The sequence below is a fragment of the Streptomyces sp. P9-A2 genome (genome assembly GCF_036634175.1).
GTDB classification, from domain to species: domain Bacteria; phylum Actinomycetota; class Actinomycetes; order Streptomycetales; family Streptomycetaceae; genus Streptomyces; species Streptomyces pratens.
Genome location: NZ_JAZIFX010000001.1, coordinates 3,359,146 through 3,383,076 on the forward strand (window position 1 = coordinate 3,359,146; position 23,931 = coordinate 3,383,076).

General features: G+C 70.6%; 23 protein-coding genes and 1 pseudogene. 9 read left to right on the top strand and 15 right to left on the bottom strand.

All coding sequences use genetic code 11. The annotated features are described in order from the left end of the window. Positions 1–288: 288 nt before the first annotated feature. Both V4Y04_RS15095 and V4Y04_RS15100 read right to left on the bottom strand, forming a co-directional pair. Entirely contained in the window at positions 289–2,505 is a 2,217-nt protein-coding gene (locus tag V4Y04_RS15095) for an MMPL family transporter (RefSeq protein ID WP_332428405.1), read from the bottom strand. Positions 2,506–2,688: 183 nt separating this feature from the next. Then, a complete protein-coding gene (locus V4Y04_RS15100; protein ID WP_332432853.1) occupies positions 2,689–3,288 on the bottom strand; it encodes a TetR/AcrR family transcriptional regulator in 600 nt (199 codons plus the stop codon). Positions 3,289–3,547: 259 nt separating this feature from the next. Here V4Y04_RS15100 and V4Y04_RS15105 point away from each other — a divergent pair, with 259 nt between their 5' ends. Then, positions 3,548–7,024: a S41 family peptidase gene (locus tag V4Y04_RS15105; protein ID WP_332428407.1), complete on the top strand. Its 3,477-nt coding sequence runs from the start codon at positions 3,548–3,550 to the stop codon at positions 7,022–7,024. Positions 7,025–7,082: 58 nt separating this feature from the next. On the opposite strand, the gene V4Y04_RS15110 is transcribed toward V4Y04_RS15105, so the two are convergent. The 4 genes and pseudogenes from V4Y04_RS15110 to V4Y04_RS15125 all read right to left on the bottom strand — a co-directional run bounded on the left by V4Y04_RS15110 (position 7,083) and on the right by V4Y04_RS15125 (position 10,256). Further along, the gene (locus V4Y04_RS15110; protein ID WP_332428409.1) at positions 7,083–7,289 is read right to left on the bottom strand and encodes a hypothetical protein; all 207 of its coding nucleotides are present in this window, start codon (positions 7,287–7,289) and stop codon (positions 7,083–7,085) included. Positions 7,290–7,369: 80 nt separating this feature from the next. Beyond that, positions 7,370–8,329, bottom strand: coding sequence for an SDR family oxidoreductase (locus tag V4Y04_RS15115; RefSeq protein WP_332428411.1), 960 nt, complete (start codon positions 8,327–8,329; stop codon positions 7,370–7,372). A gap of 107 nt (positions 8,330–8,436) precedes the next feature. Continuing rightward, positions 8,437–8,703, bottom strand: a pseudogene (locus V4Y04_RS15120) (alpha/beta fold hydrolase); the annotation flags it as partial. Next, positions 8,700–10,256 (bottom strand): flavin-containing monooxygenase, encoded by a 1,557-nt coding sequence (locus tag V4Y04_RS15125; protein WP_332428413.1) that lies wholly within the window; start codon positions 10,254–10,256, stop codon positions 8,700–8,702. The gene V4Y04_RS15125 and the pseudogene V4Y04_RS15120, both read right to left, overlap by 4 nt. 185 nt (positions 10,257–10,441) lie before the next feature. Between V4Y04_RS15125 and V4Y04_RS15130 the strand changes: the two genes are divergently transcribed. Next, positions 10,442–11,107: a MerR family transcriptional regulator gene (locus V4Y04_RS15130; RefSeq protein ID WP_332428414.1), complete on the top strand. Its 666-nt coding sequence runs from the start codon at positions 10,442–10,444 to the stop codon at positions 11,105–11,107. 43 nt (positions 11,108–11,150) lie between these two features. Here V4Y04_RS15130 and V4Y04_RS15135 read toward each other — a convergent pair whose 3' ends face one another. Continuing rightward, a complete protein-coding gene (locus tag V4Y04_RS15135) occupies positions 11,151–11,651 on the bottom strand; it encodes a cupin domain-containing protein (RefSeq protein WP_332428415.1) in 501 nt (166 codons plus the stop codon). A 158-nt stretch (positions 11,652–11,809) separates the two neighbouring features. Here V4Y04_RS15135 and pdxR point away from each other — a divergent pair, with 158 nt between their 5' ends. After that, positions 11,810–13,252 (top strand): MocR-like pyridoxine biosynthesis transcription factor PdxR, encoded by a 1,443-nt coding sequence (gene pdxR, locus V4Y04_RS15140; RefSeq protein WP_332428416.1) that lies wholly within the window; start codon positions 11,810–11,812, stop codon positions 13,250–13,252. 260 nt (positions 13,253–13,512) lie between these two features. Here pdxR and V4Y04_RS15145 read toward each other — a convergent pair whose 3' ends face one another. Then, complete coding sequence (locus tag V4Y04_RS15145; RefSeq protein WP_332428418.1) at positions 13,513–14,322, bottom strand: exodeoxyribonuclease III; 810 nt, start codon at positions 14,320–14,322, stop codon at positions 13,513–13,515. Positions 14,323–14,402: 80 nt separating this feature from the next. Here V4Y04_RS15145 and V4Y04_RS15150 point away from each other — a divergent pair, with 80 nt between their 5' ends. After that, positions 14,403–14,879 carry a GNAT family N-acetyltransferase gene (locus V4Y04_RS15150; RefSeq protein ID WP_332428420.1) on the top strand — a complete coding sequence of 159 codons (477 nt, stop codon included), beginning with the start codon at positions 14,403–14,405 and terminating at the stop codon, positions 14,877–14,879. Between the two features lie 264 nt (positions 14,880–15,143). Here V4Y04_RS15150 and V4Y04_RS15155 read toward each other — a convergent pair whose 3' ends face one another. The 4 genes from V4Y04_RS15155 to V4Y04_RS15170 all read right to left on the bottom strand — a co-directional run bounded on the left by V4Y04_RS15155 (position 15,144) and on the right by V4Y04_RS15170 (position 16,672). Continuing rightward, the gene (locus V4Y04_RS15155) at positions 15,144–15,383 is read right to left on the bottom strand and encodes a hypothetical protein (RefSeq protein ID WP_332428422.1); all 240 of its coding nucleotides are present in this window, start codon (positions 15,381–15,383) and stop codon (positions 15,144–15,146) included. Between the two features lie 85 nt (positions 15,384–15,468). Beyond that, the gene (locus V4Y04_RS15160) at positions 15,469–15,816 is read right to left on the bottom strand and encodes a hypothetical protein (RefSeq protein ID WP_055630532.1); all 348 of its coding nucleotides are present in this window, start codon (positions 15,814–15,816) and stop codon (positions 15,469–15,471) included. A 125-nt stretch (positions 15,817–15,941) separates the two neighbouring features. After that, positions 15,942–16,316 carry a hypothetical protein gene (locus tag V4Y04_RS15165; protein ID WP_332428425.1) on the bottom strand — a complete coding sequence of 125 codons (375 nt, stop codon included), beginning with the start codon at positions 16,314–16,316 and terminating at the stop codon, positions 15,942–15,944. After that, positions 16,316–16,672, bottom strand: coding sequence for a hypothetical protein (locus tag V4Y04_RS15170; RefSeq protein ID WP_332428427.1), 357 nt, complete (start codon positions 16,670–16,672; stop codon positions 16,316–16,318). The genes V4Y04_RS15165 and V4Y04_RS15170 overlap by 1 nt, the downstream gene beginning before the upstream one ends. Before the next feature lie 183 nt (positions 16,673–16,855). Between V4Y04_RS15170 and V4Y04_RS15175 the strand changes: the two genes are divergently transcribed. Further along, positions 16,856–17,116 (top strand): winged helix-turn-helix domain-containing protein, encoded by a 261-nt coding sequence (locus tag V4Y04_RS15175; protein ID WP_332428428.1) that lies wholly within the window; start codon positions 16,856–16,858, stop codon positions 17,114–17,116. 147 nt (positions 17,117–17,263) lie between these two features. Beyond that, positions 17,264–17,932: a hypothetical protein gene (locus V4Y04_RS15180; protein ID WP_332428429.1), complete on the top strand. Its 669-nt coding sequence runs from the start codon at positions 17,264–17,266 to the stop codon at positions 17,930–17,932. Positions 17,933–18,005: 73 nt separating this feature from the next. Here the strand turns inward: V4Y04_RS15180 and V4Y04_RS15185 are convergent, their stop codons facing one another. Beyond that, positions 18,006–18,176 carry a hypothetical protein gene (locus tag V4Y04_RS15185; RefSeq protein ID WP_332428430.1) on the bottom strand — a complete coding sequence of 57 codons (171 nt, stop codon included), beginning with the start codon at positions 18,174–18,176 and terminating at the stop codon, positions 18,006–18,008. 105 nt (positions 18,177–18,281) lie between these two features. After that, positions 18,282–19,544, bottom strand: coding sequence for an MFS transporter (locus V4Y04_RS15190; RefSeq protein ID WP_332428431.1), 1,263 nt, complete (start codon positions 19,542–19,544; stop codon positions 18,282–18,284). A gap of 311 nt (positions 19,545–19,855) precedes the next feature. Here V4Y04_RS15190 and V4Y04_RS15195 point away from each other — a divergent pair, with 311 nt between their 5' ends. Next, positions 19,856–20,395 (top strand): hypothetical protein, encoded by a 540-nt coding sequence (locus tag V4Y04_RS15195; RefSeq protein ID WP_332428432.1) that lies wholly within the window; start codon positions 19,856–19,858, stop codon positions 20,393–20,395. A gap of 203 nt (positions 20,396–20,598) precedes the next feature. Here the strand turns inward: V4Y04_RS15195 and V4Y04_RS15200 are convergent, their stop codons facing one another. After that, a complete protein-coding gene (locus V4Y04_RS15200; protein WP_332428433.1) occupies positions 20,599–20,916 on the bottom strand; it encodes a helix-turn-helix domain-containing protein in 318 nt (105 codons plus the stop codon). Between the two features lie 96 nt (positions 20,917–21,012). On the opposite strand from V4Y04_RS15200, the gene V4Y04_RS15205 reads away from it, so the two are divergent. Both V4Y04_RS15205 and V4Y04_RS15210 read left to right on the top strand, forming a co-directional pair. Next, the gene (locus V4Y04_RS15205; protein WP_332428435.1) at positions 21,013–21,921 is read left to right on the top strand and encodes a hypothetical protein; all 909 of its coding nucleotides are present in this window, start codon (positions 21,013–21,015) and stop codon (positions 21,919–21,921) included. A 71-nt stretch (positions 21,922–21,992) separates the two neighbouring features. Beyond that, positions 21,993–23,741, top strand: coding sequence for a hypothetical protein (locus V4Y04_RS15210; protein WP_332428437.1), 1,749 nt, complete (start codon positions 21,993–21,995; stop codon positions 23,739–23,741). Positions 23,742–23,931 lie beyond the last annotated feature (190 nt).

Below are 23,931 nucleotides of genomic sequence, written 5' to 3' on the forward strand. Positions count from 1 at the left end.
CCCGACGACCAGCAGCCCGGCCCCGAGACACACGAAAAACCGAACGGTTCTCGGAAGAGCAGCACCTCGCTGCCCCCGGATGACCGACGGTTCCCGCAGGGCGGTGACAGGGGCGAGGGCTGCGGAGCCGTCGGGGGGCGGGGGCGCTGTCGTCACGTGGGGCGCGATGGCTGCCTGGCTGCGGGGCCGGCGGCCCCGTCGGCCCGGCCAGTGGGCGCACAAGGAAGCCGGTGAGGGCCCCGTCCCCACGGGGTCCTCACCGGCCGGTTCTGCGGACCGGTACGGGTGTCAGGCCTGGGCCCGGACCAGTTCCCGCTCTCCGTCCGTCTCCGGCTCGGCCTGCGTCCGCAGGCCCTCGCCCTCGACGTCCACGTTGGGCAGCACACGGTCCAGCCACTTCGGGAGCCACCAGGCCTTGTCGCCCAGCAGCGCGAGGACCGCCGGGACGATCGCCATACGGACGACGAACGCGTCGAAGAGGACGGCCACCGCGAGACCGAAGCCGATCATCCTGACCATCGACTCGCCGGAGCCGATGAAGCCGGCGAAGACCGCCATCATGATGACCGCCGCGGCGGTCACCACACGCGCGCTGTACCGGAACCCGGTCACCACGGCCTGCTGGGGCTTCTCCCCGTGGACGTAGGCCTCCCGCATCCGGGTCACGAGGAACACCTCGTAGTCCATGGCCAGTCCGAAGACCACGCCGACCATGAAGATCGGCATCATCGACATGACCGGGCCGGTCTCCTCCACGCCCATCAGGCCGGACAGCCAGCCCCACTGGAAGACCGCGACCACGGCGCCCAGGGCCGCCATCACGGAGAGCAGGAAGCCGAGGGCCGCCTTCAGCGGGACCAGGATCGAGCGGAAGACCACGATCAGGAGGAGGAAGGCCAGGCCCACGACCAGGATCAGGTACGGCACCAGCGCGTCGTTGAGCTTCTGCGACACGTCGATGTTCATCGCCGTGACGCCGGTGACCAGGACGTCGGCGTCGGTGTCGGCCTTGACGTCCGCCCCCGCGTCCCGGATGTCGTGCACCAGGTCCTCCGTTGCCACCGAGGAGGGCTTGGAGCCGGGGATGACGGTGATCGTCGCGGTGTCGCCGGCCTCGTTGGGGGCCGCCGGGGCGACGGCGACGACGTCGTCGAGGGCCTTGATGTCGTCGCCGGTCTGCCGGAAGACGGCCTGCGGGTCGTCGCTCTTCTTCGCGTCGACCACGACGACCAGCGGACCGTTGAAGCCGGGGCCGAAGCCCTCGGAGAGCAGGTCGTAGGCGCGGCGCTGGGTGGTGGACGTCGACTGCGCGCCGTCGTCGGGCAGGCCCAGTTCCAGGGAGGCCGCGGGGATGGCCGCCGCGCCCAGGCCGATGACGCCGAGCAGCAGGACGGCCACGGGACGGCGGACGACGAAGCCGGCCCAACGGGTGCCCATGTTCGGGCGCTGCGGCTTCTTCTCGGCGCGGCCTCCGCCGAGCAGCTTGCTCTTCTCACCGGCCGGGCGGACCCGGCGGCCCGCGTAGCCGAGCAGGGCCGGGACCAGGGTGAGGGCGATCAGGACGGCGATGGCGACGGTGCCGGCGGCGGCGATGCCCATCTTGGTCAGCATCGGGATGTTGACGACCGAGAGGCCGACCAGGGCGATGACGACGGTGAGGCCCGCGAAGACGACCGCGGAGCCGGCCGTGCCGACGGCCCGGCCCGCCGCTTCCTCGCGTTCCCGGCCCTCGGCCAGTTCGGCACGGTAGCGGGAGACGACGAACAGCGCGTAGTCGATGCCGACCGCGAGGCCGATCATCGAGGCCAGGATGGATGTGGTGGAGCCCAGGTCCAGGGTGTAGGCCAGCGCGCTGATGGTCGAGACGCCGATACCGACGCCGATGACCGCGGTGAGCAGCGGCAGACCGGCCGCGAGGAGGGAACCGAAGGTGATGACGAGGACGACGGCGGCGATGCCGATGCCGATGATCTCGGCGGGACCGGTCTCCGGGACGGCCTGCAGCGCGTCACCGCCGATCTCCACGGTCAGCCCGGCGTCGCGGGCGTCCTCTGCGGCGCCTTCCAGCGCGTCGCGCGAGGTGTCCTCCAGCTCCATGCCGGAGACCTTGTAGCTCACCGAGGCGTAGGCGACGGTGCCGTCCTTGCTGACACCTCCGCCCTGGTACGGGTCGGTGACGTGGGCGACCTCGGAGCCGTCGGAGAGTTCCTCGACGGTCTGCTGGACGGTCGCCTTGTTGCCGGCGTCGGTCATCTTCTCGCCGGCGGGTGCCTTGAAGACGACACGCGCGGTCGCCCCGTCGGCACTGGTGCCGGGGAAGCGCTCCTCGAGCACGTCGAAGGCCTTCTGGGCCTCGGTGCCGGGGATGGAGAACGCGGTGTTGCCAGCGGCGGGTGCGCCGGCCGCGCCGATGCCCGCGAGCGCCAGCAGCGCCACCCAGAAGAGGGCTGTGAAGTGCCGTCGCCTGAAGGCGAAACGGCCGAGTCGGTAGAGCAAAGTGGCCACGTGGGAGTACTCCCGGTCAGGTCGTGGATTCTTCAGGGCAGGGGAGATCAGCCCGACGACGTGAGCGGTGTCGACCGTCAGGTGGGGGTGATGGGAAGGGTGGTGCTGAGGTGGGGATGGTGCGGAGAGGTACGGGTGGTGCGGGTGGTGCGGGTGGTGATCGCCGACCGTCGGGTGTGCCGGTCAGCGAGGGGACACGCCGAGGGCGGGGAGCACCACGGCGTCGATGTACGAGATGAGGAACTCCCGCGTGGGCGGCAGGTCGTCGATCAGCGTCCGCGTGGCGAACGCGCCGACGAGCATGTGCACCATGTAGTCCAACGCCGGGTTGTCCGCCGGGACCTCGCCGCGCTCGATCGCGCGCCGGACGATCCTCTGGAACTCATCGACCTCGGGTTCCACAAGCAGGTCCTTGAAGGCCCGCCGCAGGTCGTCGTTCATGTGCACCGCCATGGCGAGCGCCCGCATCAGGGCGGCGTTCTGCTCCATGACGCAGTCGTCCTCGCGGCCGATGATGCTGTGCAGGTCGCCCCGCAGGGAACCGGTGTCGACGTCGCCGATGCTGCCGGGTTTCTGGCTCCGCATGGCTCTGACCACCAGCTCGGCCTTGCCGCCCCACTGGCGGTAGAGGGTGGCCTTGCTGGACCGGGTGCGGGCGGCCACGGCGTCCATGGTGAGGGCGTCGTACCCGACCTCGCGGAGCAGGTCGAGCACGGCCGCGTACAGCTCGGCCTCGCGCTCGGGGGTGATCCGGCTGCGCCGCACGGTCGCGACCTCGGTCATCCCGCTCACCTTCCCGCTCCTTGGTCCCTGTCGGAAGTACCACCGCGTCACACGACACGCGTCAGTACACATAATGCCGCACGTCCGCCGTCGCCTACGCGGTTTCGCATGCGACCTCGTGCGCGGATTCGTACATGACGAATGTACCCAAGACCTTATGAGAACGAAACGGTTTCGTACGTGTGTTGGATCACGTCCGAAGATGTGCCCCGCCCTCGCACGAGTTGCTGCGGTCCGCCCCCCGGAAAAGCATGGAAGGGTGAGCTATCTTCGCCTGCCCCACCTCAACGGTGACCTGCTGTGCTTCGTGGCCGAGGACGACCTCTGGCTCGCCCCGCTCGACGCGCCGGGCGGCCGGGCCTGGCGGCTCACCGTCGACCGCGCCAAACTCGGCCACCCCCGCTTCTCCCCCGACGGCCGCCACATCGCGTACACGAGCTGGCGCAGCCTCGCCCCCGAGGTCCACCTGGTCCCGGTGGACGGCGGCCCCGGGCGCCGGCTCACCTACTGGGGCACCTCCGACACCCGGGTCTGCGGCTGGGCCCCTCCGAACGGGGACGTGGGCGCAGAGATCCTCGCCGTCGCCTCGCACAGCGAGCCGTTCTCGTACTTCACCTGGTCCTACAAGCTCTCCCCCGACGGCAGTCCGGGCCGCAAACTGCCCTGGGGCCCGGTGACCGACCTCCAGGTCGCCGACATCGGCGGGGAACGGCAGACCTTGCTGCTCACCGGCACCCCACCGCACGAACCGGCCTCCTGGAAGCGGTACCGAGGAGGGGCGACGGGCAGGCTGTGGCTGCACGGACGACGACTGCTCGACGGGACGACGGACGGGACGGGCGGAACAGACGGGACGGACGAGGCCGTCGAGGGGGCCGGCGGCATCGACGGGCATCTTCACTCCCCGATGTTCGTCGGCGACCGGGTCGCCTTCCTCTCCGACCACGAGGGCGTCGGCAACCTGTACTCCGTGGCGTACGACGGCTCCGACCTGCGCCGTCACACCGATCACGACGCGTTCTACGCCCGTCACGCGTCCAGTGACGGCAACCGGGTCGTCTACCAGTGCGCCGGTGACCTGTGGATCGTCGACGACCTGTCCCCGGGCTCCGCGCCGCGCCGACTCGACGTCACGCTGAGCGGGCCGCGCGCGGGGCGGCGGCGCTACCAGGTGCCCGCCGCCCACCACCTGAACGGCATCTCCGTAGACGAGACGGGCCGGGCCAGCGCCGTCGTCGTACGCGGCAGCCTGTACTGGCTCACCCACCGCGACGGCCCCGCCCGCACCCTCGCCGACACCCCGGGCGTACGAGTACGGCTGCCGGAGATGCTCGGCGCGGGCGGCCAAGTGGCGTACGTGACGGACGCCGACGGCGAGGACGCCATCGAGATCGCCTCCCTGCCCCGGGCCAGCGGTCACCGCCCCGCACGGCGGCTGGCCTCGGGGAGGCTGGGCCGGGTGCTGGAGATGGTCGCCGACCCGGACGGCGGGCGGCTGGCCGTCGCCTCCCACGACGGACGCTTGCTCCTCGTCGACACCGGCGGGGAGGCCCAGGAGGGGGAAGAGGGGGAGGAGGAGCGGGCAGCGGCGGAGACGGAGGCCGAGGAGGAGACGGAGGCCGAGAACTCCGGGAGTGGTGAGGGCGGTGGCTCCGGGAACCGTGAGGGCGGTGGCTCCGGCAAGGGTGCCGACGGCGAAACGGCCCCCGGCCACCGGGTCACCGAGCTGATCCGGTCCGTCAACGGCCCCGTGCGCGACCTAGCGTTCTCCCCCGACGGCGGGTGGCTCACCTGGTCGCATCCCGGCATCGGGCGGTCGCTGCGGCAGATCAAACTGGCCCGGATGAAGGACCGGCTGGTCATCGACGTCACCAACGGCCGCTTCGAGGACGAGAATCCGGTCTTCACCCGGGACGGCCGCTACCTGGCCTTCCTGTCCTGGCGCGGCTTCGACCCGGTGTACGACGTGCACACCGGCGACCTGTCCTTCCCCCTGGGATGCCGCCCCTACCTGGTACCGCTGTCGTCGGCGACCCTCTCCCCCTTCGCCCTCAGTCCCGAGGGCCGGCCGGCCGCCGGAGGTCTCGACCCGGTGGAGGCCGACGACACCGAGGACCTCGCCGACAGCGGCGCGGTGACCGTCGAGACCGAGGGCCTGGAGAACAGGGTCACCCCCTTCCCGGTCGCCGCCTCCAAGTACTCGGCGCTGCACCCGGTCGCGGGCGGCGGGCTGGTCTGGCTGCGCTGGCCGATCTCGGGAGCCCTCGGCGAGACCTTCGCCAACCCGGACGACACCAGCGGCCGGCCGACGCTGGAGCACTTCGCCATCAGCAGGGCGAAGAAGTCCGAACTCGTCGAGCACCTCGACTTCTTCGCGGTCAGCGGCGACGGCACCCGGCTGGTCGTCGCGGACGAGGGCGAGCCGCGCGCGGTGCCCGCGACCGAGCCGGGCGACAGTGACTCCACCGTGTGGATCGACGTCCGCCGCATCCTGCACGAGGCCGACCCGGGGGCCGAGTGGCGGCAGGCGTACGAGGAGGCAGGGCGGCTGACCCGGTCCTACTTCTGGGAATCCGGCATGTGCGGCATCGACTGGGACGCGGTGCTCGCCCAGTACCGCCCACTGGTCGAACGGGTCGCCTCACCCGACGAGTTCGCGGACCTGCTGCGTGAACTCCTCGGCGAACTCGGCACCTCCCACGCCTACGTCACCGCCGCCCGCCGCAACGAGGGCCCGCCGCACTACCAGCGCCGTCAGGGCTTCCTCGGCGCCAATCTCGTGCCCCGCGAGCATGGTTGGACGGTCCGGCGGATCCTCCCCGGCGACTCCTCGGACTCCAGGGCCCGCTCCCCGCTGGCCGGCACCGGCATCCGCGCGGGCGCCGTCCTCACCCACGTCGACGGCCGCCCGGTGGACCCGGTCACCGGGCCCTACCCGCTGCTCGCGGGGGCGGGCGGCACAACGGTGGAGCTGACGTTCACCCCGGCCGAGGGCACCGGTCCGCCCCGCAGGGTCGCCGTGGTCCCGCTGATCGACGAGCGCCCGCTGCGCTACCAGGACTGGGTGGCCAAACGGCGTGCGGTGGTGCGGGAGTTGAGCGGTGGCCGGTGCGGCTATCTGCACATCCCCGACATGGGGGGCTCGGGCTGGGCCCAGTTCAACCGCGACCTGCGCATGGAGGTGTCCCGCCCGGCCCTGATCGTGGACGTGCGCGGCAACGCCGGCGGCCACATCAGCGAACTCGTCGTGGAGACACTGACCCGCACCATCCTCGGCTGGGACCTCACCCGCGACGCCCAGCCCGTGTCGTACGCGGCCAACGCCCCGCGCGGACCGGTGGTGGCCCTCGCGGACGAGGCGACCAGCTCCGACGGCGACATGATCACGGCCGCGTTCAAGCTGCTGGGGCTGGGGCCGGTGGTCGGGCAGCGCACCTGGGGCGGAGTGGTCGGCATGACCGGCCGGCACCGACTGGGGGACGGCACGGTGATCACGGTGCCGATGAACGCGGCCTGGTTCGACGCGTACGGATGGTCCGTGGAGAACAAGGGCGTCGCCCCCGACCTGGAGGCGCTGCGCACCCCGCTGGACTGGGCGGAGGGCCGGTACGCCGTACTGGACGACGCGGTCCGACTGGCCCTGGAACTCCTGGAGTCCGAACCTCCGGCCACACCCCCGACCTACAGCGACGTCCCCGACCGCTCCCGCCCGAAGCTGCCGCCGAGGGCCACATGAGAAGGGGCACCTCCCGGGGGAGACGCCCCTTCCCGCTTCAGTACGTCACCACGTCACGTCAGGCGTCGTAGTCCTGGTGACGGCGTTCCTCGGACTCCTGCTGCCGCCGACGCTGCGGGTCGTCCGCCCGACGCTGCGGGTCGGGCGCGTCCTCCTGGCGGCCGCGGCCGCGCTTCTGGGACTGCTCCCCTGCCTCGCCCATCTTCTGCTTGGCCTGGTCCTTCATCTGCTCCGCCTTGTTCTGGAACTGGTCCTTCATACCCATGTGGGTTCACTCCCGTTGGGGTGTGGGGGCTGTTGCTCCACCAGATTCACACGGGCGGTCACCCTGTGCATGTCGATCAGTCACGCAGCGTACTCCGGGGTCGTTCCCGCAGGTCCCGGCGCTGCTCCCGCCCGATCCGGCGCCGTTGCGAGCCCGGTCCGGTGTCGTTCGTCGGCGTTGCCTCCGGCTCCGACCAGCCCCGTCCGCATGCCGGCGAACCGGTCCGCGAACCGCCGCACCTCCCGCTGTCCGACGGTGCCGATCACGCCCGGCAGGTAACCCCGTACGCCCTGCGTCCCCCGCAGCCACCACTGCCCGTACACATGGCTGGAGCGCCGCTCGATCCCGGCCACCATCCGGTCCACCGCGGGACCCAGCGGGTACGTCTTGTTCGTCGGCCACGGCAGTCGCCGCCGGAGTTCCCGCATCACCTCGTCCTGGTCGGCGCCGCGCACCATGTCCGTGTCGGTCCACGACAGATAGCCGACGCCGACCCGCACCCCCAGGTGTCCGACCTCGGCCCGCAGACTGTGCGCGTACGCCTCCACACCGGACTTGGACGCGCAGTACGCGGTCATCATCGGCGCCGGGGCGATCGCGGCGAGCGAGGCGACCTGGAGCAGGTAGCCGCGGCTCTCGGTCAGCATCGGCAGGAACGCGCGGGCGGTGACCGCCGAGCCGATCAGGTTGACCTCTATGACGCGCCGCCAGGACTCCGGGTCGGAGTCGGCGAACGGACCGCCGTTGGCCACACCGGCGTTGGCGACCACGATGTCGACGCGTCCGAACCGCTCCTTCACCTCCGCCGCGATCCGGGCCATCGCCTCGTGGTCGGTGACGTCGGCGTGCCAGTGGTCGCTGTCGCTGTACAGCCGCGCCGACACCTGCTTGAGCGCGTCCGGTTCCAGCCCGACCAGGGCCACCCTCACCCCGCGCGCGGACAGCTTGCGGGCGAGCAACTCCCCCACCCCGCGGGCCGCTCCGGTGACGACGGCGACCTGCCCTTCGAGACGGCCCCTGCTCGTGCGCTGTCCACTCATGCGCTCTCCTCGGCGGGTACGACGGGTACAACGGGTGCGGCGGGTACGACGGATGTGACGGATGTGACGGGTGCGGCGGGTGCCACGCGTACGACGGGTGCCACGGGCGCCGCGGCCCCGGCTCGTGGGGTGCGGCCGTGACCACACCGGTCGTAGGCGATCACCCGTTGGTCAGGGGTGAGTTCGCGGATCCGGGCCGTCCGGAAGTCGGTCGAGCAGGCCCGGCCGTGGGCGACGAGGACGACCGCGGGCGCCCCGCCGGGTCCGTGCGACGTGACGTGCGGCCGGGTGCCGTCGGCGGAGACCGCGGCGAGTTCGCGGGCGGGGACGGGCGGGGCGTGGGGCCCGGCGGAAACATGCGCCGGCCGGCTCACGCGGCCGCCTCGGTGCTCCCGTGGGGCGCGGCGGCCTTCTTCCCGGACACCGCCCGCAGGACGGCGTACTCGGCGAGGTCCACGCGCCGGGTGGCCCGCCGGAACTCGGCGGTCGTGCCCGGCCAGACGGTGGTGTTGCGGCCGTTGGCGTCCAGGTACCAACTGGTGCAGCCGCCGGTGTTCCACACCGTGCGCTTCATCCGCTCCTGCACCCGGTGGTTCCAGACGCGGACGGCGCTCCTGCGTGCGTCGAGGGCGACCCGGCCGCCGAGGACGTCGAGTTGGCGGAGGTAGTCGGCCAGGTAGTTCAGCTGGGACTCGATCATGAAGATCATGGAGGAGTTCCCGAGGCCGGTGTTGGGCCCGATGAGCGTCATGAAGTTGGGGAACCCGGCGGCCGAGGCGCCGCGCAGCGCCTCCATGCCGCCCGCCCAGGTCTCGGCGAGGGTCTTGCCCTCCGCGCCGACGACCCGTTCGGCGATGGGCATGTCGGTGACGTGGAATCCGGTCCCGAAGACGATGACGTCGGCCTCGGCCCCGGTACCGTCGGCCGCCACGACCGTGGATCCCCGGACCTCGCTCAGGCCGCCGTCGACGACTTCCACGTTGGGCTGCGCGAGCGCCGGATAGTACGTGCTGGACAGCAGGATGCGCTTGCAGCCGATGCGGTAGTCGGGGGTGAGCCGGGCGCGCAGGGCCGGGTCCTTGATGGCGCGGGCCATGTGGCGCTTGGCCACCCGCTCCACGAAGCCCAGCTCGCCCGGGTGCTTGGTGAACGCCTGGACCTGCAACTCCCGCACGCCCCACAGCAGTCCGCGGCGCAGCTGGGTGGTGAAGGGCAGTGCCCGGTGCAGGGCCCGTTCGGCGCCGCCGATGGGGCGGTCGACGCGGGGCAGCACCCAGGGCGGGGTGCGCTGGAAGAGGGTCAGCCGGGAGACCTGCGGCTGGACGGCCGGCACGATCTGGATGGCCGACGCGCCCGTGCCGACCATGGCGACCCGCTTGCCACGCAGGTCGTGGTCGTGGTCCCAGCGGGCGGAGTGGAAGACCTTGCCGGGGAAGGTGTCGAGCCCCGGGATGTCGGGGGTCTTCGGGTCGGACAGCGGCCCGGTCGCGGAGACGACCACATCCGCGCTGAGGCTGCCGCTGCTGGTCTCGATGTCCCAGCGCAGCCGCTCCGTGTCCCACACCATCCGCTTCACCTCCGAGTCGAAGCGGATGTGCGGGCGCAGTCCGAAGACGTCGGTGACGTGCTCGAGGTAGGCGCGGATGTGCTCCTGCCCGGAGAAGGAGCGCGGCCAGTCGGGGTGGGGCGCGAAGGAGAACGAGTACAGATGGGACGGCACGTCGCACGCGCACCCCGGATAGCTGTTGTCCCGCCAGGTGCCGCCGACGCTGCCGGCCCGCTCCAGGACGACGAAGTCGGTGATCCCCTCGCGCCTCAGCCGCACGGCGGCTCCCAGCCCGCCGAACCCGGACCCCACCACCGCGACCCGTACGTGCTCGTGCTCGTGCTCGTGCTCGTGCTCGTGTTCGTGCTCGTGCTCGGCCATCCCGAAGCCTCCAGCCCTTGCGCACCGCCGAGAACCTTGCCAGTGACCACTGGCGCAATGGGGAGAGTAGGACAGTCACCTACTGATGGGTAGGGGGCGCGCAAGGAAAGTTACCGCTGGTACGCCCTCGGCGGCCGCACTCGCCGCGCACCCGTGAGTCCGACAGCAGGCTCTAGGCTGCTGCCGTGGCAGAGGAAGCGGAACCCCAGGGCGAGCGGCGCGAGTACCGCAGGGAGGAGCTGGCCCGCCTGGCCGGCATCACCGTGCGCACGCTGCGCTTCTACCGCGAACGCAAACTGATACCGCCACCCCGCCGCGAAGGCCGCATAGCCTGGTACGACGACCACCACCTGGCCCGGCTGAACACGATCACGGCGCTGCTGGAACGCGGCCACACCCTGAACGGCATAGCGGAACTGGCCGAGGCCTTCGACCACGGCCGCGACGTCGGGGAGCTCCTCGGCATGGACACCCCCACCGAGGAAACCCCCGTCCGCCTCACCCCCGAGGAACTCGCCGACTACTTCGCCGACGACGTCACCCCGGAGAACCTGGCCGCCGCGATGGACCTCGGCTACCTCGGCATCGACGGCGAGGAGATCGTCCACATCAGCCGCCGCCTGCTGGACGTCTCGTCCGCCCTGGTCCGCGAGGGCATCCCGCTCGCGGAGGTGCTGCGCGCGGGCCGGGAGGTCCGCACCCACACCGAGGCCATGGCCGGCCTCTTCGCCGAGCTGATCCTGCGCCACGCCCCCGAGGAGGCCGTGCACCGCCTGCGCCCCCTGGCCCGCAGCGTGGTCGACGCGGAACTCTCCCTGTCGATGGACCGCCGGCTGAACAAGCAGAGCTGACCGCGGGCAGGACCGACCACGGGCGGGCCCGGCCCGCGGACGGTCAGTCGCCGGCCAGCTCTTCCTGCCAGAGGGAGCTGGCGTAGTAGTGGTTGTCGTACCGCTCGGAACTGGCCTTGATGTCCTCGACGGTGGCCTCCCCCTGATACACACGCTCCAACAGACGGTAGTAGTCGAAGCGGTCCATACCGGGAGTGAAGGCGACCAGCACGTCGGCCTCCTCCCCCCGGGCCGGAGCGAAGGCGTGCGGCAGCCGCTGCGGCACCGTCACGAAGTCGCCGGTCTCCAGGGTGACGATCCGGTCGCCCAGCAGCACCCGCAGGCTGCCGCCGAGCACGAAGAACATCTCGGTCGCCTTGGTGTGGAAGTGGGCGGGGGCGCCCGGAGAACCCTTGCGCAGACTGGCCCGATTGGCTGTCAGCGCCCCCTGGGTCTGGCCGGAGTCGGCGAGCAGCGTGATGAGACTGGTGGGCCCGTCCTGCAACGTCTCGGCGGAACCGGCACGGACGAGGACGGGGTGGGCGGGGTGGGCGGACGCGTTCATGAGGTTCTCCTCGGGTGCGATCGGGGCGGTGGAACTGCGGGGAGCGGGCCCGCGCGGGTCACCCCGGGCCGTATCCGACCCCCGGCCCCGCGCCGGTCCCCCGTCCCTCATGACCACCACGCTATGCACTCGAAAGACCCTGTGTAGGGTGCATTTCCGTGGCTGATTCATGGGTCAATCCGGCCGAACGCATCGGCAGTGACCTGCACTTGGACCTGCGCCTGAACATGGCCAAGGGCGGTGGCCGCCGTGCCGCGCTCGGTCGCGCGCTGCGCGAGGCGATCGGGGACGGACGACTGACGCCGGGCACCCGGCTCCCTCCTTACCGGTCGCTCGCCGCCGACCTCGGGCTGGCCCGCAACACCGTCGCCGAGACCTACGCCGAACTCGTCGCCGAGGGCTGGCTGGTCGCCCGGCAGGGATCGGGGACGCGGGTGGCGCCCAGAGCGAAGCCGGCCGGTTCCCCGCGGGTGCCCGAACCGACGCCGGCACGCCCCCGGCCGCCCGCCCACAATCTGCGGCAGGGCCTGCCGGACGCCGCCTCCTTCCCCCGTACCGCCTGGCTGGCCGCCGCGCGGCGGGCACTGAACGCGGCGCCCAACGACGCGTTCGGACCCGGCGACCCTCGCGGCCGGCCCGAGCTGCGACGTGCCCTGGCCGCATACCTGTCCCGCGCGCGAGGCGTACGCACCGACCCCGAGAGGATCGTGGTGTGCTCCGGTTTCGCGTCCGCCCTGCGGCTCCTCTTCGGCGGGAAGGTGCTGCGCGGCCCCCTGGCGGTGGAGTCCTACGGACTGCCGTTCCACCGGTCGGTCCTGCGGGACGCGCGCGTTCGGACCGTGCCTCTGACACTGGACGAACAAGGAGCGCGCACCGCGGAACTGTTCGTACTGAAGGGTGTACGGGCGGCGCTGCTCACCCCCGCCCACCAGTTCCCCACGGGAGGACCGCTCCACCCCGAGCGGCGGGCCGCCGCCGTGGACTGGGCGCGCGGCAGCGGGGGCGTGCTGCTGGAGGACGACTACGACGGGGAGTTCCGCTACGACCGGGAGACGGTGGGCGCCGTCCAGGGTCTCGATCCGCAGCGTGTCGTGTACCTGGGCTCGCTCAGCAAGAGCCTCTCCCCCGCTCTGAGACTGGGGTGGATGGTGCTGCCGGACCACCTGGTGGAACCCGTACTGCGCGTCAAGGGCGAACGTGAGGCGTGGTCCGGTGTCACGGACCAGTTGACACTCGCCGACTTCATCGAGTCGGGCCATTACGACCGGCACATCCGCCGGACCCGGCAGCGTTACCGGGACCGCAGGGGCCGTCTCGTCGCGCTTCTCGCCCGCCGGGCGCCGCACATCACGCTCACCGGCGTCGCCGCCGGGCTGCACGCGGTGCTGGGCCTGCCGCCCGGCACCGAACGCTCGGTGACCAAGGCCGCGGCCCGGGAGCGCATCGCCGTGGACGGGCTCGCCGGCTTCCGGCACCCGGCCGCCACCATGCCCGCGCACGACGGCCTGGTCGTCGGCTACGCCGCACCCCCCGACCACGCTTTCGGGGCGGCGCTCGACGCCCTCTGCCGGATTCTGCCCCCGCCGCCCGCCGGGGGCTGACGGCCACCCGGGCGGGAAGGCGCACGGTCCCCCGGCAGTGCTCGGGTCGTGCGGCCCCGGATGCCGAGGGTGAAGATCGGGCCGAAGGAGACGGACGCCTTGAAAGCCCCCGGCCGGAGTTCGTCCCGGCATCCGGGGCACGGGGTGACGCGGCCGGAGCCGGCGGCGCGAGTCGGGGCGGTGGCGTGCCGCTCCTGTCCCGAGCGGCTCGACGAGAGCGCCGACCGGTGACCACGCGTCGCCCGGCCGCGCGAATCCGTTCAGTCCCGCGGCCGGAAGACCACCGTCACCGGCGCGTGGTCCGACCAGCGCTCGGTATGGGTGGCCGCCCGCTCGACGTAGCCCTTGACCGCGCGGGCGGCGAGCCCGGGAGTGGCCACGGCGAGGTCGATCCTCCAACCCGCGTCATTGTCGAAAGCCCGCCCCCGGTACGACCACCACGAGTAGGGCCCCTCGACGTCCGGATGCAGCGCCCGTACGACGTCCACGTATCCGCCGTCGGCCGGGTCGAGGACCCGCCCCAGCCACTCCCGCTCCTCGGGCAGGAACCCGGAGTTCTTGGTGTTGCCGCGCCAGTTCTTCAGGTCGGCCTGCTCGTGTGCGATGTTCCAGTCCCCGCACACCACGACCTCGCGGCCGTCGGCGGCGGCCCGCTCCCGCAGGCCCTTCAGATAGGCGAGGAACTCCCCCATGAAGCGGATCTTCTCGTCCTGCCGCTCGGTGCCGACCTCGCCGGAGGGCAGGTACAGGGACGCGACGGTGACCCCGGGGAGGTCCACCTCCACGTACCGCCCGCTGCCGTCGAACTCGGCCGACCCGAATCCGACCTGGACGCGGTCGGGCGTACGGCGCGTATACAGCGAGACCCCGGCGCGCCCCTTCGCGGCGGCAGGCGCGTGCACCACATGCCACCCCTCAGGCTCCCGGACCGACTCGGGCAGTTGCTGCGGCTCCGCGCGCACCTCCTGCAGGCACACCGCATCGGCGGAGGTCAGGTCGAGCCACTCCACGAAGCCCTTCTTGGCGGCGGCGCGCAGTCCGTTGACGTTGACGGAGGTCACAGTGAGCATCAGGGCACGATACCGGCACACTGGACGGGGTCCGAAAAACGGATCCTCCACCCCTCCCGGATTGATATACCTTACTGCGCATGAATATCCGCCACGTCCCCTATGACCACCCCGACGCAGTCAAGCTGAACGACGAGGTCCAGGCCGAGTACGACGTCCGCTACGGCGACGGCGGCGACGCCACCCCCATGGACCCCGCCGACTTCCGGCCGCCGAACGGCGTCTACCTGATCGCCTACGACGAGCACGAGACCCCCGTCGCCTCCGGCGGCTGGCGCGTCCAGAACGCCAACGGCGAGGGCAACCGCGACGGGGACGCGGAACTGAAGCGGATGTACGTGATCGAGCAGATGCGCGGCCGGGGCCTGGCCCGCCGCGTCCTCGCCGCCCTGGAGGACGACGCCCGCGCGGCCGGCCGCCTGCGCATGGTCCTGGAAACCGGCACCGAGCAGCCGGAAGCCATCGCCCTGTACACCTCCAGCGGCTACGAGCCCTGCGAGAAGTTCGGCTACTACCGCTTCCACGACAACAGCCGCTGCTACGCGAAGGCGCTGTAGACCCTCACCCGGAGGAGCAGCGCGGGACGGAAACGAGCCGCCCTGTCGGCTCAGCGGGGCGGGGCGCTGACGAAAGAGCGGGGGCGCCGGTCAGGGCGGCTGCCCGGCGAAGCCCGGCGGTCACCCGGGCCCCGCACACACCCTGTCCGTCCTGCCGGCTCGGCGAGACGGATCGGGTGGGGATGTGCAGGGCCGCGAGCGACGCCCAGGGGGCCGGTCGCCACCTGACGCGATCAGCTTCGGACCGTCGCCAGTGACCGTCGATCATTGCCAGAAGACCTCTTCCACGATGATCTGGGGGTCCTCGGTGCGCGGCACGAAGCTGTAACGCAGCCAGCCGTGCCCGTGGTCGAAGTGGAAGATACGAGAACCCTTCGGAAGATCGGACCGCGCCGGCAGGACCTTCATACCTGCGGGAAGATCCGCATCCGCGTCAATTCCCCGGTAGTAGGGATCCCTCGCCGTGACCAGTTCGGCGCGTGCCGCGTCGACGGTCTTCCGCACCTGCTCGGGCAGGGCATCGCGGGCAGCCTGGGCCTTGAGGCCGTCCAGTCCATCTGCCAGGGCGATCCCATGAGCCCGTCGTCGGTCACAGGCCGGGCTCCAGCCGCTGTGCCTCGTACCGCAGGTGGGAGGCCTCTTCGAGAAGCGCCTTCGCCTCGGCAAGGTCGGTGGCCTCTGCCGCGCGGTGATGCAGATCAGCCATGTGCGCGTCGAGCTTCGGGTCCCGGGCAATCGCGTACTCACCCCACCAGCGGGCCATGAACGCGGGCACAGTACTGATGTCGTACGCGTCCGCGACGGCCCACTTCCAGTGGTCGTCGAAGTCCGGAAGAAGCTGGGGGGTGTGCTGGGCGATGGCAGCACGCAGTGCCTTCGGGTTCCGCTCGGGCATGGGCGGAACGACCGGCGTGGGTTCCGGGGCGTGTGCGGTCATGACCGGACGTACTCCTTTTTGCTCCTTCGGCGCACCGGGCCTACGACGACAGTCCGTCTCGTCGGGCCGAATGACCCGTTCGTCCCCGAGGCCCGGACGCCGGGCCAGGTACCCGGCACGGGGGCTCATGAGCATGCTCCCGAATCGCGGTCACCGGTCCCGTTGCCGGTCTCATGACCGGTGGCGTCGTCCTCCACGTCGTCGGCATCGTCGTCGGCCGTGGGCAGGCGTCGGCCGCGGGACTCCGCCACGCGCAGCGCGTCGGCCAGGCACTCGACCAGCCGGATCGCGGTGTAGCGGACCTCGGCGTTCGGGGTCAGGACATCGTCCAGCGCCCGGCGGGCGGAGCGGAGAACGTCCAGCCCGTCCGCGAGCTGCCGGGCCTCCGTCGCGTCGGCGAACCGGGACACGATCCCGCCGTCCTCACCGGGCACGAGGAAGCAGGGCTTGCCTTCCGCCGACAGCCAGGGCAGCAGCCGGAGCGCGGTGAGCGAGTTCATCACGCGGCCACCTTCCGCGCGCCGACGGTGTACTGGCCGAGGTCGAGGTCGGCACCGAAGCCGGCGGCGAGTACGACGACCCGGCGACGGTGCCGCCGAAGCGCCTGCTCCTGCTCGTGGGCGGCGAGGTAGGGGCGGACGAGGCGGGAGGCGGCGCCGTCGAGGGGGAGGTGACGGCAGTACGGGGAGCGGAGGAGGGGGAGGCGGGGTGCGAGGGCGGTGAGGTGCGGGGTGCGTGGGGTGTGGTGCGCTGGGCGCTGGGCGCGGTGGCGGGGGGCGCCTGCGCGGCGGGTTCCGGTACCGGGGCCGAAGAGAAGGCTCAGCCGATGGACGATGCGGTGGATAAGGTTGCGCATGTTGACGCTCCTTGTAAGCGTTGGCCGCGCCCCGGGAGGTCTAGCCACCTCGCCGGGGTTTTGTCGTTTCCGACCATACCCGCAACTGCGTCCCCCTGCACCCTGCTTCGTCCCACTGCGTCCCGACGCGGTGGGACGCGTTCTGACCCTGCAAGGTGCGCGAGGGTGCATCACCGTGGTGGGATGACTGACCTCCCGCGCTACGAGTACGTAAAGCTCGCGGATGCCATCGCTGCCGACATCTCATCCGGCAAGCTGCCGCAGGGAGCGGCGCTGCCCGGCGAGCGAGCCATGACAGACCTGTACGGCGTGAGCATCGGCACCGTGCGGCGCGCGATCGTCGAACTGCGGAAACGGGGCCTCGTCGCGACGCTGCCCGCAAAGGGGACGTACGTCATCGGGCAACCCGACACAGCCGGGAACGAGGACGGGACCGCCGACTGACGGTCCCGTCCTGTTTCTCCGTATCGCCGCTCGGCGGCCTCGGCCTGCTCACCCCGTCCGACGACGGCGGTTTCTCAGCCGAGCCGCAGGATGCGTGGGAAGGCCGGGACGCTGGGAGTGTCAGTGGAGCGCTGTTGAATGTGCCCCATGACCGTTCGTGATCTGTTGCCCCTGCTGCCCGACCCCGTCGTTCTTTCTGCCCGGTGTCGGGCGTTCGCGCTGCTCGACAGCATCATTGACGCCTCTGCTCCTACGCACTCGTTCGCGTCCGGCTGGCGGGAGGGCGTCGATCTGGCCTCCATGGACAACGGTTCCGGCGATCAGTACGCAGTCGTGTTCGACCCGGAGGGGGTCTTCCTCTACGGGTTCGACCACGAGTGCGATGCCACTCCGTGGCGGGAAGAGCCCCGTGCTCACTGGCCCGGTCTGCTCGACGGATTGCCGGACTCGCTCGCGCACTACGCAATGGCTCCGGAGTTTCGGTTCGACGGGTTCTTCGACGCGACGGTATGCGCATGGCGTGAGGCAGATGCCGTCGTGTGGCAGTGCGGGCGGGTTGAGTTCGACGCCGACGAATCGGACGGCGCCGACTGGCTCTTCGACCTCCTCGCCGATGGCAGCACGGAGGCGTACGTAAGTTTCGCCGAGGACTACTACGAGAGGTCCGTCGACCCGGAAGCCGTGAGAGCAGTGCTGGCCGGTGCCCCGCTGACGCGGAGAACGGTCACGTCGCTTTCCGTCACTGCGGACTTTGAATCGGTTGCCACGCGAGCCCGGGTGCTCGGATACACGATCCGGGACGAACCGACGCTGTGACCGTATGGGGCGTCCAGAGGGCTGCCGAACTGCGACGACCACCCGTCCGCCATGGGCTGATGATGCCGGTCGCTCATTCGGCCCGGGCTCGGTAGGCGTCCAAGAGCCGGAAGAACTCCTCGACCGGAGTTGAGCCAACAGAGGTGTTGCGTTCGATCTCTGCAGCCCAGCCGAGCGAGCTGGACATGCCGTGGTGCTCGTGGAGCCAGCGGGTGAAGTCGTCTTCGGGCCAGGGGGTGTTCACAAGTGGGTCTGACCAGCAGCGGAGAAGCAGCCTGAAGATCACTTCCCAGATCGTCAGAGATCGTTTCCCAGCCAACAGCCTCGCTGAGAAAGCTGTCGACCTCCATTAGCTGGTGACGTCATCGGTGTCCCGGTCCTCGACGCGACCTGATTCTCCCAGGGCGGGGGCTGCTACCTGTGTCCGCGCGCGACCACCAAGGAGGCAGCCGACCGCGGCGATCGCCGCTGCAGTTCCGGCTACCAGCAGCAGGGCGCGGTGGTCCACGAGGGCAAGTAGGGCCGCTCCGACGGCCAGGGCAATGGCATTGGGGGCAAAGAGAAGGGTGTTGGCGGTGGCTGCCACTCTGCCCACGAGCTGGCCCGGCGTCTCGCGTTGGACGGCCGTCATGGCTGCGATCAGCACGCAGGGCAGCCCCGCGCCGATCATCGCGCTGGCAAGCAGGACTACTGGCACCGAGGGGACAACGCGCAGAGCGACGCCCACCGCGAACAGCATGATCCCGGCTGCGGCGAAGACGCGTTCGGGCATCCGCCGCAGCAGAGCACCGGCGAACAGCCCGATGACCACGGAGCCGATGCCCTGCACGGCGTAGAGGACCCCGGCGAAGGCGGGCGGACGGTGAAGACCAGCATCGACCACCGCATAGACCGACGCTCCGTTCAGCCCGGCCACGCCCATAGTTGCGGCCCCGGCCAGCACCAGCCGCCACAGAACCGGGTGGTGTCGCAGATAACGGATTCCCTCGGCGGCCTGGACGCTCCATCGTTGGGCTTCAGCCGGGCGGGGCGCGGGTTCTGACACACGTATGAGGGCGAAAGCTATCGCGGCAAGCACGAAGGTGACCGCGTCCAGCAGGGCCACTGCTGTGCCGCCGAACTGGACGAATAGAAGCGCGCCCAGAAGCGGGGCGACGAGTTTCATGCCCTCGTTCGCCGTCATCCGAAGGCCGTTGAAGTCTCCGCGTAGTGTCTCCGGTACAGCGGTCGCTACCAGTGCGGCCTCCGCCGCATCCAGCAGTACCGAGCTGGTGCCGTACACGATCAGTACAGCAAACAGAATCCAGATCTGGTCGCTGGAACGGACGGTGAGAAGCGGCAGTAGCACCGCGGCCATGCCGAGATTGGTCCAGATCAGCAACGGTCGCCGGCGCGCCCGGTCAGCCAGTGTGCCGATCAGCGGGCCGAACAGAATGGGCGCCCATACGCAGAAGGTCGTCAGGGCAGCCAAACTGTCCGACCCGGTGAGCGACTTGGTCCACACACCGGCTGCCAGGGCCATAGCAGAGCTACCGAAGCCCGAGACCACCACACCGCTCAGGTAAAACACCACATTGCGGTCGCGTAAGACCCGCCCTCCGCCCCAGTCCATCCCCTTGCCCCTTCCACCGCCACGAAGACCCAGGCGCACCCCCGCCCGGCGTATGGAAAGCATTCTGCCCGCAAGCACCAGGGCGGAGGCAGGCCGTGCCCGTAGCGGTGAGCCTTTGACCGAGCAAGAGGCCCGCCGTGGTGGGCGGGAGTTGTCCGTCTGCGGTTCGCTGCGGGCTCAAGGCGATCGCGGGCGGTCGATTGGGGGCATTTGCGGTCACCTTCTGCGATCTTGCTATGGCCGCCCCTACGTTTAGCTGGGGCTCGGAGTGCCGTCGGGCTCGGGGATCGGCAAGCGAAGGCGAGGCCGGGATGACGCCACTGTTCGAGCGTCTGGATCAGGAAGAGGCGGTTGTTCGTGGCGAGTTGGATGCTCTGCGCGAGAAGGTCGCGGCGACTGAGAAGCGGCTGGCTCATCTGACGATCACTCGGGAGACGCTGTTGTCTCTGGGCGCCGAGGAGCACGTCAACCAGGATGACGGTACGCAATGGCCGCCGGAGGGCCCCGCAGCCGAGCCGATGCCGAATGGCCTTGCCCCCGATCCCCAACCCGCCGATGCGGAAGTACCTGCCAGTGGGCCCGTTTCGGCCGGCCCGTTGGAGTGGGAAGTGGCGCGAGAGCGGATGTTGGTGCTGCTTGCGGGGGCGGGTCGGGCGATGAAGGTGCAGGACATTGCGTCGGCGATCGGCGAGGACGTCTCGGCGATGTCGAAGGGGCGGCGGGTGGAGACGACCAGGTCCCGGCTGAAGCGTCTGGTGAAGGACGGCCGCGTCACTGAAGGTCCAACGGCCTGGTTCACGATCTCTCCGGTCGGCGCCGGTAACGAGCGGCAGGAGGATCCTCGGGGGTGAACCGGGGCCGCGAGCGCGCGGCAGGAGAGGGTGGCACCGCCGAGGGATTACCCATCGACTCGGCGGTGCCGGGTGCGTGAGCGCCGTCTGACAGGTGGCTCCCGCGTTTCGAGGGTAGTTGAGGCAGTCTCCTCTCGATGCGCGGAGCCACGAACTTCGTCATGCCCGGTCGCTGTTTGGCGTCTTTGGGCGTGGATCGAGGCTCAATGCGTTCTCTTTCGATCGATGTTGGTGCCGTCCGGCCACAGGGTGGTGCCGGTGAAGTGGGCAAGGCGGGCGACGGTGGCCACGTCCGGCCAGGACCGTCCCGCGACGAGGTCGGCAATGGCCTGCCTGTTCACTCCAGAGCCGACGGCGGTCGCGCGCAGACTCAGGCCCTGGTCGTTCAGGACCAGGGCGAGGGCACGTGCGATGAGGCGGACCGCTTCGGCGGCCACGTCGGCGCTCGGCTGTTCGGGCCAGGCTTTCGGATCGTCGGTCAGCTCCCGGGGGGAGCGTGCGCGGGCGCGTCCGCCGACCATGCGCGCACCATCCTGCCCGTTGAAGTTGATCAGCTGTGGAATGGCTGCTTGTCCAGCCGGTATGTATGGACCGTGGTCCTCGATCCCGCTACGTCCGTGAAGATCACTCGCTATCGGCCCAAGAACGCTCCACCTGCCTGGGCCGAGGTCGCTCCGCTGGTGCGGTCGGTCGTTGCCGCAGCTGTGACGGCCGTTCCCTATGACGTGGAGCGGGTGCTGCATGTGGTCGGCAGGCTGGCGTTGTGGGCCGAGGCGGCGGGGCTCGAACGATCCGCGGACGCATGGCTGCGCAATGAGGTGATCGACGCGTTCGTGCTCTCGCGAGTGGGAGAGATCGAGGGGTCGTCGGTACGGACGTACCGGACGTGGCTTCTGCGCGTACGTGATGCCCTCGCCTGGAGTGAGCGCGGGGAGGCGCCCCCGGCACGAATGCACGCGGACACAAGCCCGCACCAGCCGTACTGCGCGGCCGAGTTGGCGGGGCTGCGGCACTGGGCCACTCATCTGCCCCGTCAGCAGCGGACCGACGCGCTCGCGTTGCTGGGGCTGGGTGCCGGTCTGGGTCTGATGCCGAAGGAGGTCGCGGCCAGCCGAGGTCTCGATCTGTGTCGTCCGAGCCTGGGCGGACCGCTGCTGCACCGGGGCGTCGAGCGGCTGGTCCCACTGGTCGCCAGGGCAGCTTGGGACACAATCCTGGGGGAGCTGGCAGAAACGGCGGGCGCCGGCTATCTGTTCCGGCCGAGGCGGACCGTCGAGTACGCCAAGAACCTGATCGGCTCCTGGTCCCTGATCCACCGACCGCCGCAGGAACTTCCCGCGGTATCGGTGGGCCGACTGCGGGCGACGTGGATCGTCGAGCTGATGCGCGCGCATATCGATCACCAGCTGATCGCCCAGGCGGCCGGGCTCGCTTCCGCCGCGTCTCTGGCCCGCTGGCAGCACCTGGTCCCACCCGTGGACGAGCTGACTGCGGCCCGGCTCTTGCGAGGCCCGGAGGCGAGGTGACCAAACCCCGGGCCTGGCGAAGCCCGGAAAAGATCAAGCAGTGCCGGCCTCGACCGGTCACCGACGCACCGATGGAGATCCCTGACTCCAAGGTCGGACAACTTGATGCGCTCCTGCACGAGTGCGGAGTCCTCCATCTGATCGACACCGAGCTGGGAAATCGGCCAGGCCCGAAAGGGCTCCCCGTGCGGACCGTGCTGGTGGGATTGTTGCTGTCCCTGCACTATCACCAGAGCGCCAGCCTCGCGGTTGTCTCCCGGGTGCTCCTCGATGAGCTGCGGGCCCCTGCGCGCTCCTGGCTCGGCGTTCCGGAGGGCAGTCGTGCCGATGACCACGCCAGGATCGCGTTCTCCCGTCGTATCTACCGCTCCTTCGACCGGCTGACCACAGTCCTCGACCCTCACCGCTGCGACCGGCGCAGCCGCCTGCCGGCCGAAGAGGCCAGTGCTGTCGCTGTCGCCTGGGAAGATGCGGACGCCGAGCGCAAGCGTCGGCGGGAGCTGTTGCAGGAGATCAGTGACCGTCTGGTGCTGGTCACCGTCCGCGCCGCCCACCGCCGGGGCCTGCTCAAGGGATGGCAGGGCGATATCGGAGCCGACACCACTCCGGTTCCTGCCTGGCACCAGCCGCCTCGCGAACGGCGGGGCCTCGCATCCGTCGAGCTCACCGCCGGCTGGCACTACTGCGGGGGCGCTGAGGAAGGGGTCTTCGGACACTCCGCCAGTCTTCTGGTCGCTGCCAGCCGACGACATCGCGCTGGTCACCCGCAGGCCGGTGAGCGCGTCAGCCGCCACCCGCAACTGGCGCTCGGCCTTGTCCTGGACACCCCGGGCAAGCGCATCGGCCCGAACGCGGTCCACTCTCTGACCCAGCTTGCCCAGTTCGGCTTCCCGACAGGGCTGCTGGCCGCTGACCGGGCCTACACCGACCAGATGACCGAGCACTTCGCCCAGCCGGTCCGCACCCTGGGCTACCAGCTGGTTCTCGACTACAAACAGCAAAACCGTGGCGTCCAGGGCACCCACCAAGGCGCCCTTCTCGTCGACGGATCCCTCGCCTGCCCCGCCATGCCGCCCGCACTGGCCCACGCAACCACAGGGCTCAACGACAAGGCCGTACGCGACCTCGATGACGGCACCGAGCTCAGCGAGCGGATCGCGGGCCGGGAACCGTACTACCTCAAGCTCAAGGAGACCGCCGACGAGCGGGGCGCGGTCAGGCTCCAGTGCCCGGCCAGCGGGCCCTCGCCCGCCGTGGTGTGTCCCCGCTTCAACCAGGTCCACCCCGTCCCGGCACCACGGCCGGCCGTGGTCGACCTCACCGACAAGCGGGCCACCGCCGCACACACTGCGGCCAAACCCACCATCCCGATCCCTCAAGGTGAACGACTGCGACCCCTGCCCCAGGACGAGCTGCCGCGGATCTGCCAGAAGCCCACGATCACTGTCCGCCCCGGCGCCCTCGGCAAGCTCGACAAGTTCCGCCAGGACCGGCACTACCTCCACCCCACCTGGCAGGACGCCTACCGGCCCGAGCGAGCGAACATCGAGGGCCTCAACGGCAGGGCCAAGAGCCACGGCATCGATATCTCCGACCCCACGAAGCGGCTCGCCCACGGGCGGGTCGCGCAGACCATCCTGCTGGCGCTGATGATCTGCAGCATCAACCTGCACATCCTCTTCAGCTGGCAGCAGACTTCTCGAACACAAGCGAACCGGACGACCCACGGAGTCGCCGCGCTCGCCGGATCGGCATCCACGCCCCCCGACGCGGCCGGGCTGCCGCCGCCCACAGGGCCGGAGACCCGCGAGACCATCTGAGACCCCATCACCACACGCCGGGATCAAGCACGCCCGCCGACAGCCCAGAAACGCCTCACGCACCCGAACCACCCCGCAACATCAGGCCGACGACCGCCCGGCACCGCCTCCGACACCGATCGCGTTCGGACACTGCCTCGAACAGACCCCGGAAACGCCAAGATCCCGCCCGATCAATCAGATCGGACGG

Excerpts from the sequence above, each read along its gene's own strand:
- V4Y04_RS15100 (WP_332432853.1), bottom strand. The coding sequence starts at position 3,288 with ATGACCGAGGTCGCGACCGTGCGGCGCAGCCGGATCACCCCCGAGCGC.
- V4Y04_RS15110 (WP_332428409.1), bottom strand. The coding sequence starts at position 7,289 with ATGGGTATGAAGGACCAGTTCCAGAACAAGGCGGAGCAGATGAAGGAC.
- V4Y04_RS15115 (WP_332428411.1), bottom strand. The coding sequence starts at position 8,329 with ATGAGTGGACAGCGCACGAGCAGGGGCCGTCTCGAAGGGCAGGTCGCC.
- V4Y04_RS15125 (WP_332428413.1), bottom strand. The coding sequence starts at position 10,256 with ATGGCCGAGCACGAGCACGAACACGAGCACGAGCACGAGCACGAGCAC.
- V4Y04_RS15135 (WP_332428415.1), bottom strand. The coding sequence starts at position 11,651 with ATGAACGCGTCCGCCCACCCCGCCCACCCCGTCCTCGTCCGTGCCGGT.
- V4Y04_RS15145 (WP_332428418.1), bottom strand. The coding sequence starts at position 14,322 with ATGCTCACTGTGACCTCCGTCAACGTCAACGGACTGCGCGCCGCCGCC.
- V4Y04_RS15150 (WP_332428420.1), top strand. The coding sequence starts at position 14,403 with ATGAATATCCGCCACGTCCCCTATGACCACCCCGACGCAGTCAAGCTG.
- V4Y04_RS15160 (WP_055630532.1), bottom strand. The coding sequence starts at position 15,816 with ATGACCGCACACGCCCCGGAACCCACGCCGGTCGTTCCGCCCATGCCC.
- V4Y04_RS15165 (WP_332428425.1), bottom strand. The coding sequence starts at position 16,316 with ATGAACTCGCTCACCGCGCTCCGGCTGCTGCCCTGGCTGTCGGCGGAA.
- V4Y04_RS15170 (WP_332428427.1), bottom strand. The coding sequence starts at position 16,672 with ATGCGCAACCTTATCCACCGCATCGTCCATCGGCTGAGCCTTCTCTTC.
- V4Y04_RS15175 (WP_332428428.1), top strand. The coding sequence starts at position 16,856 with ATGACTGACCTCCCGCGCTACGAGTACGTAAAGCTCGCGGATGCCATC.
- V4Y04_RS15180 (WP_332428429.1), top strand. The coding sequence starts at position 17,264 with ATGACCGTTCGTGATCTGTTGCCCCTGCTGCCCGACCCCGTCGTTCTT.
- V4Y04_RS15190 (WP_332428431.1), bottom strand. The coding sequence starts at position 19,544 with ATGGACTGGGGCGGAGGGCGGGTCTTACGCGACCGCAATGTGGTGTTT.
- V4Y04_RS15195 (WP_332428432.1), top strand. The coding sequence starts at position 19,856 with ATGACGCCACTGTTCGAGCGTCTGGATCAGGAAGAGGCGGTTGTTCGT.
- V4Y04_RS15200 (WP_332428433.1), bottom strand. The coding sequence starts at position 20,916 with ATGGTCGGCGGACGCGCCCGCGCACGCTCCCCCCGGGAGCTGACCGAC.
- V4Y04_RS15210 (WP_332428437.1), top strand. The coding sequence starts at position 21,993 with ATGGAGATCCCTGACTCCAAGGTCGGACAACTTGATGCGCTCCTGCAC.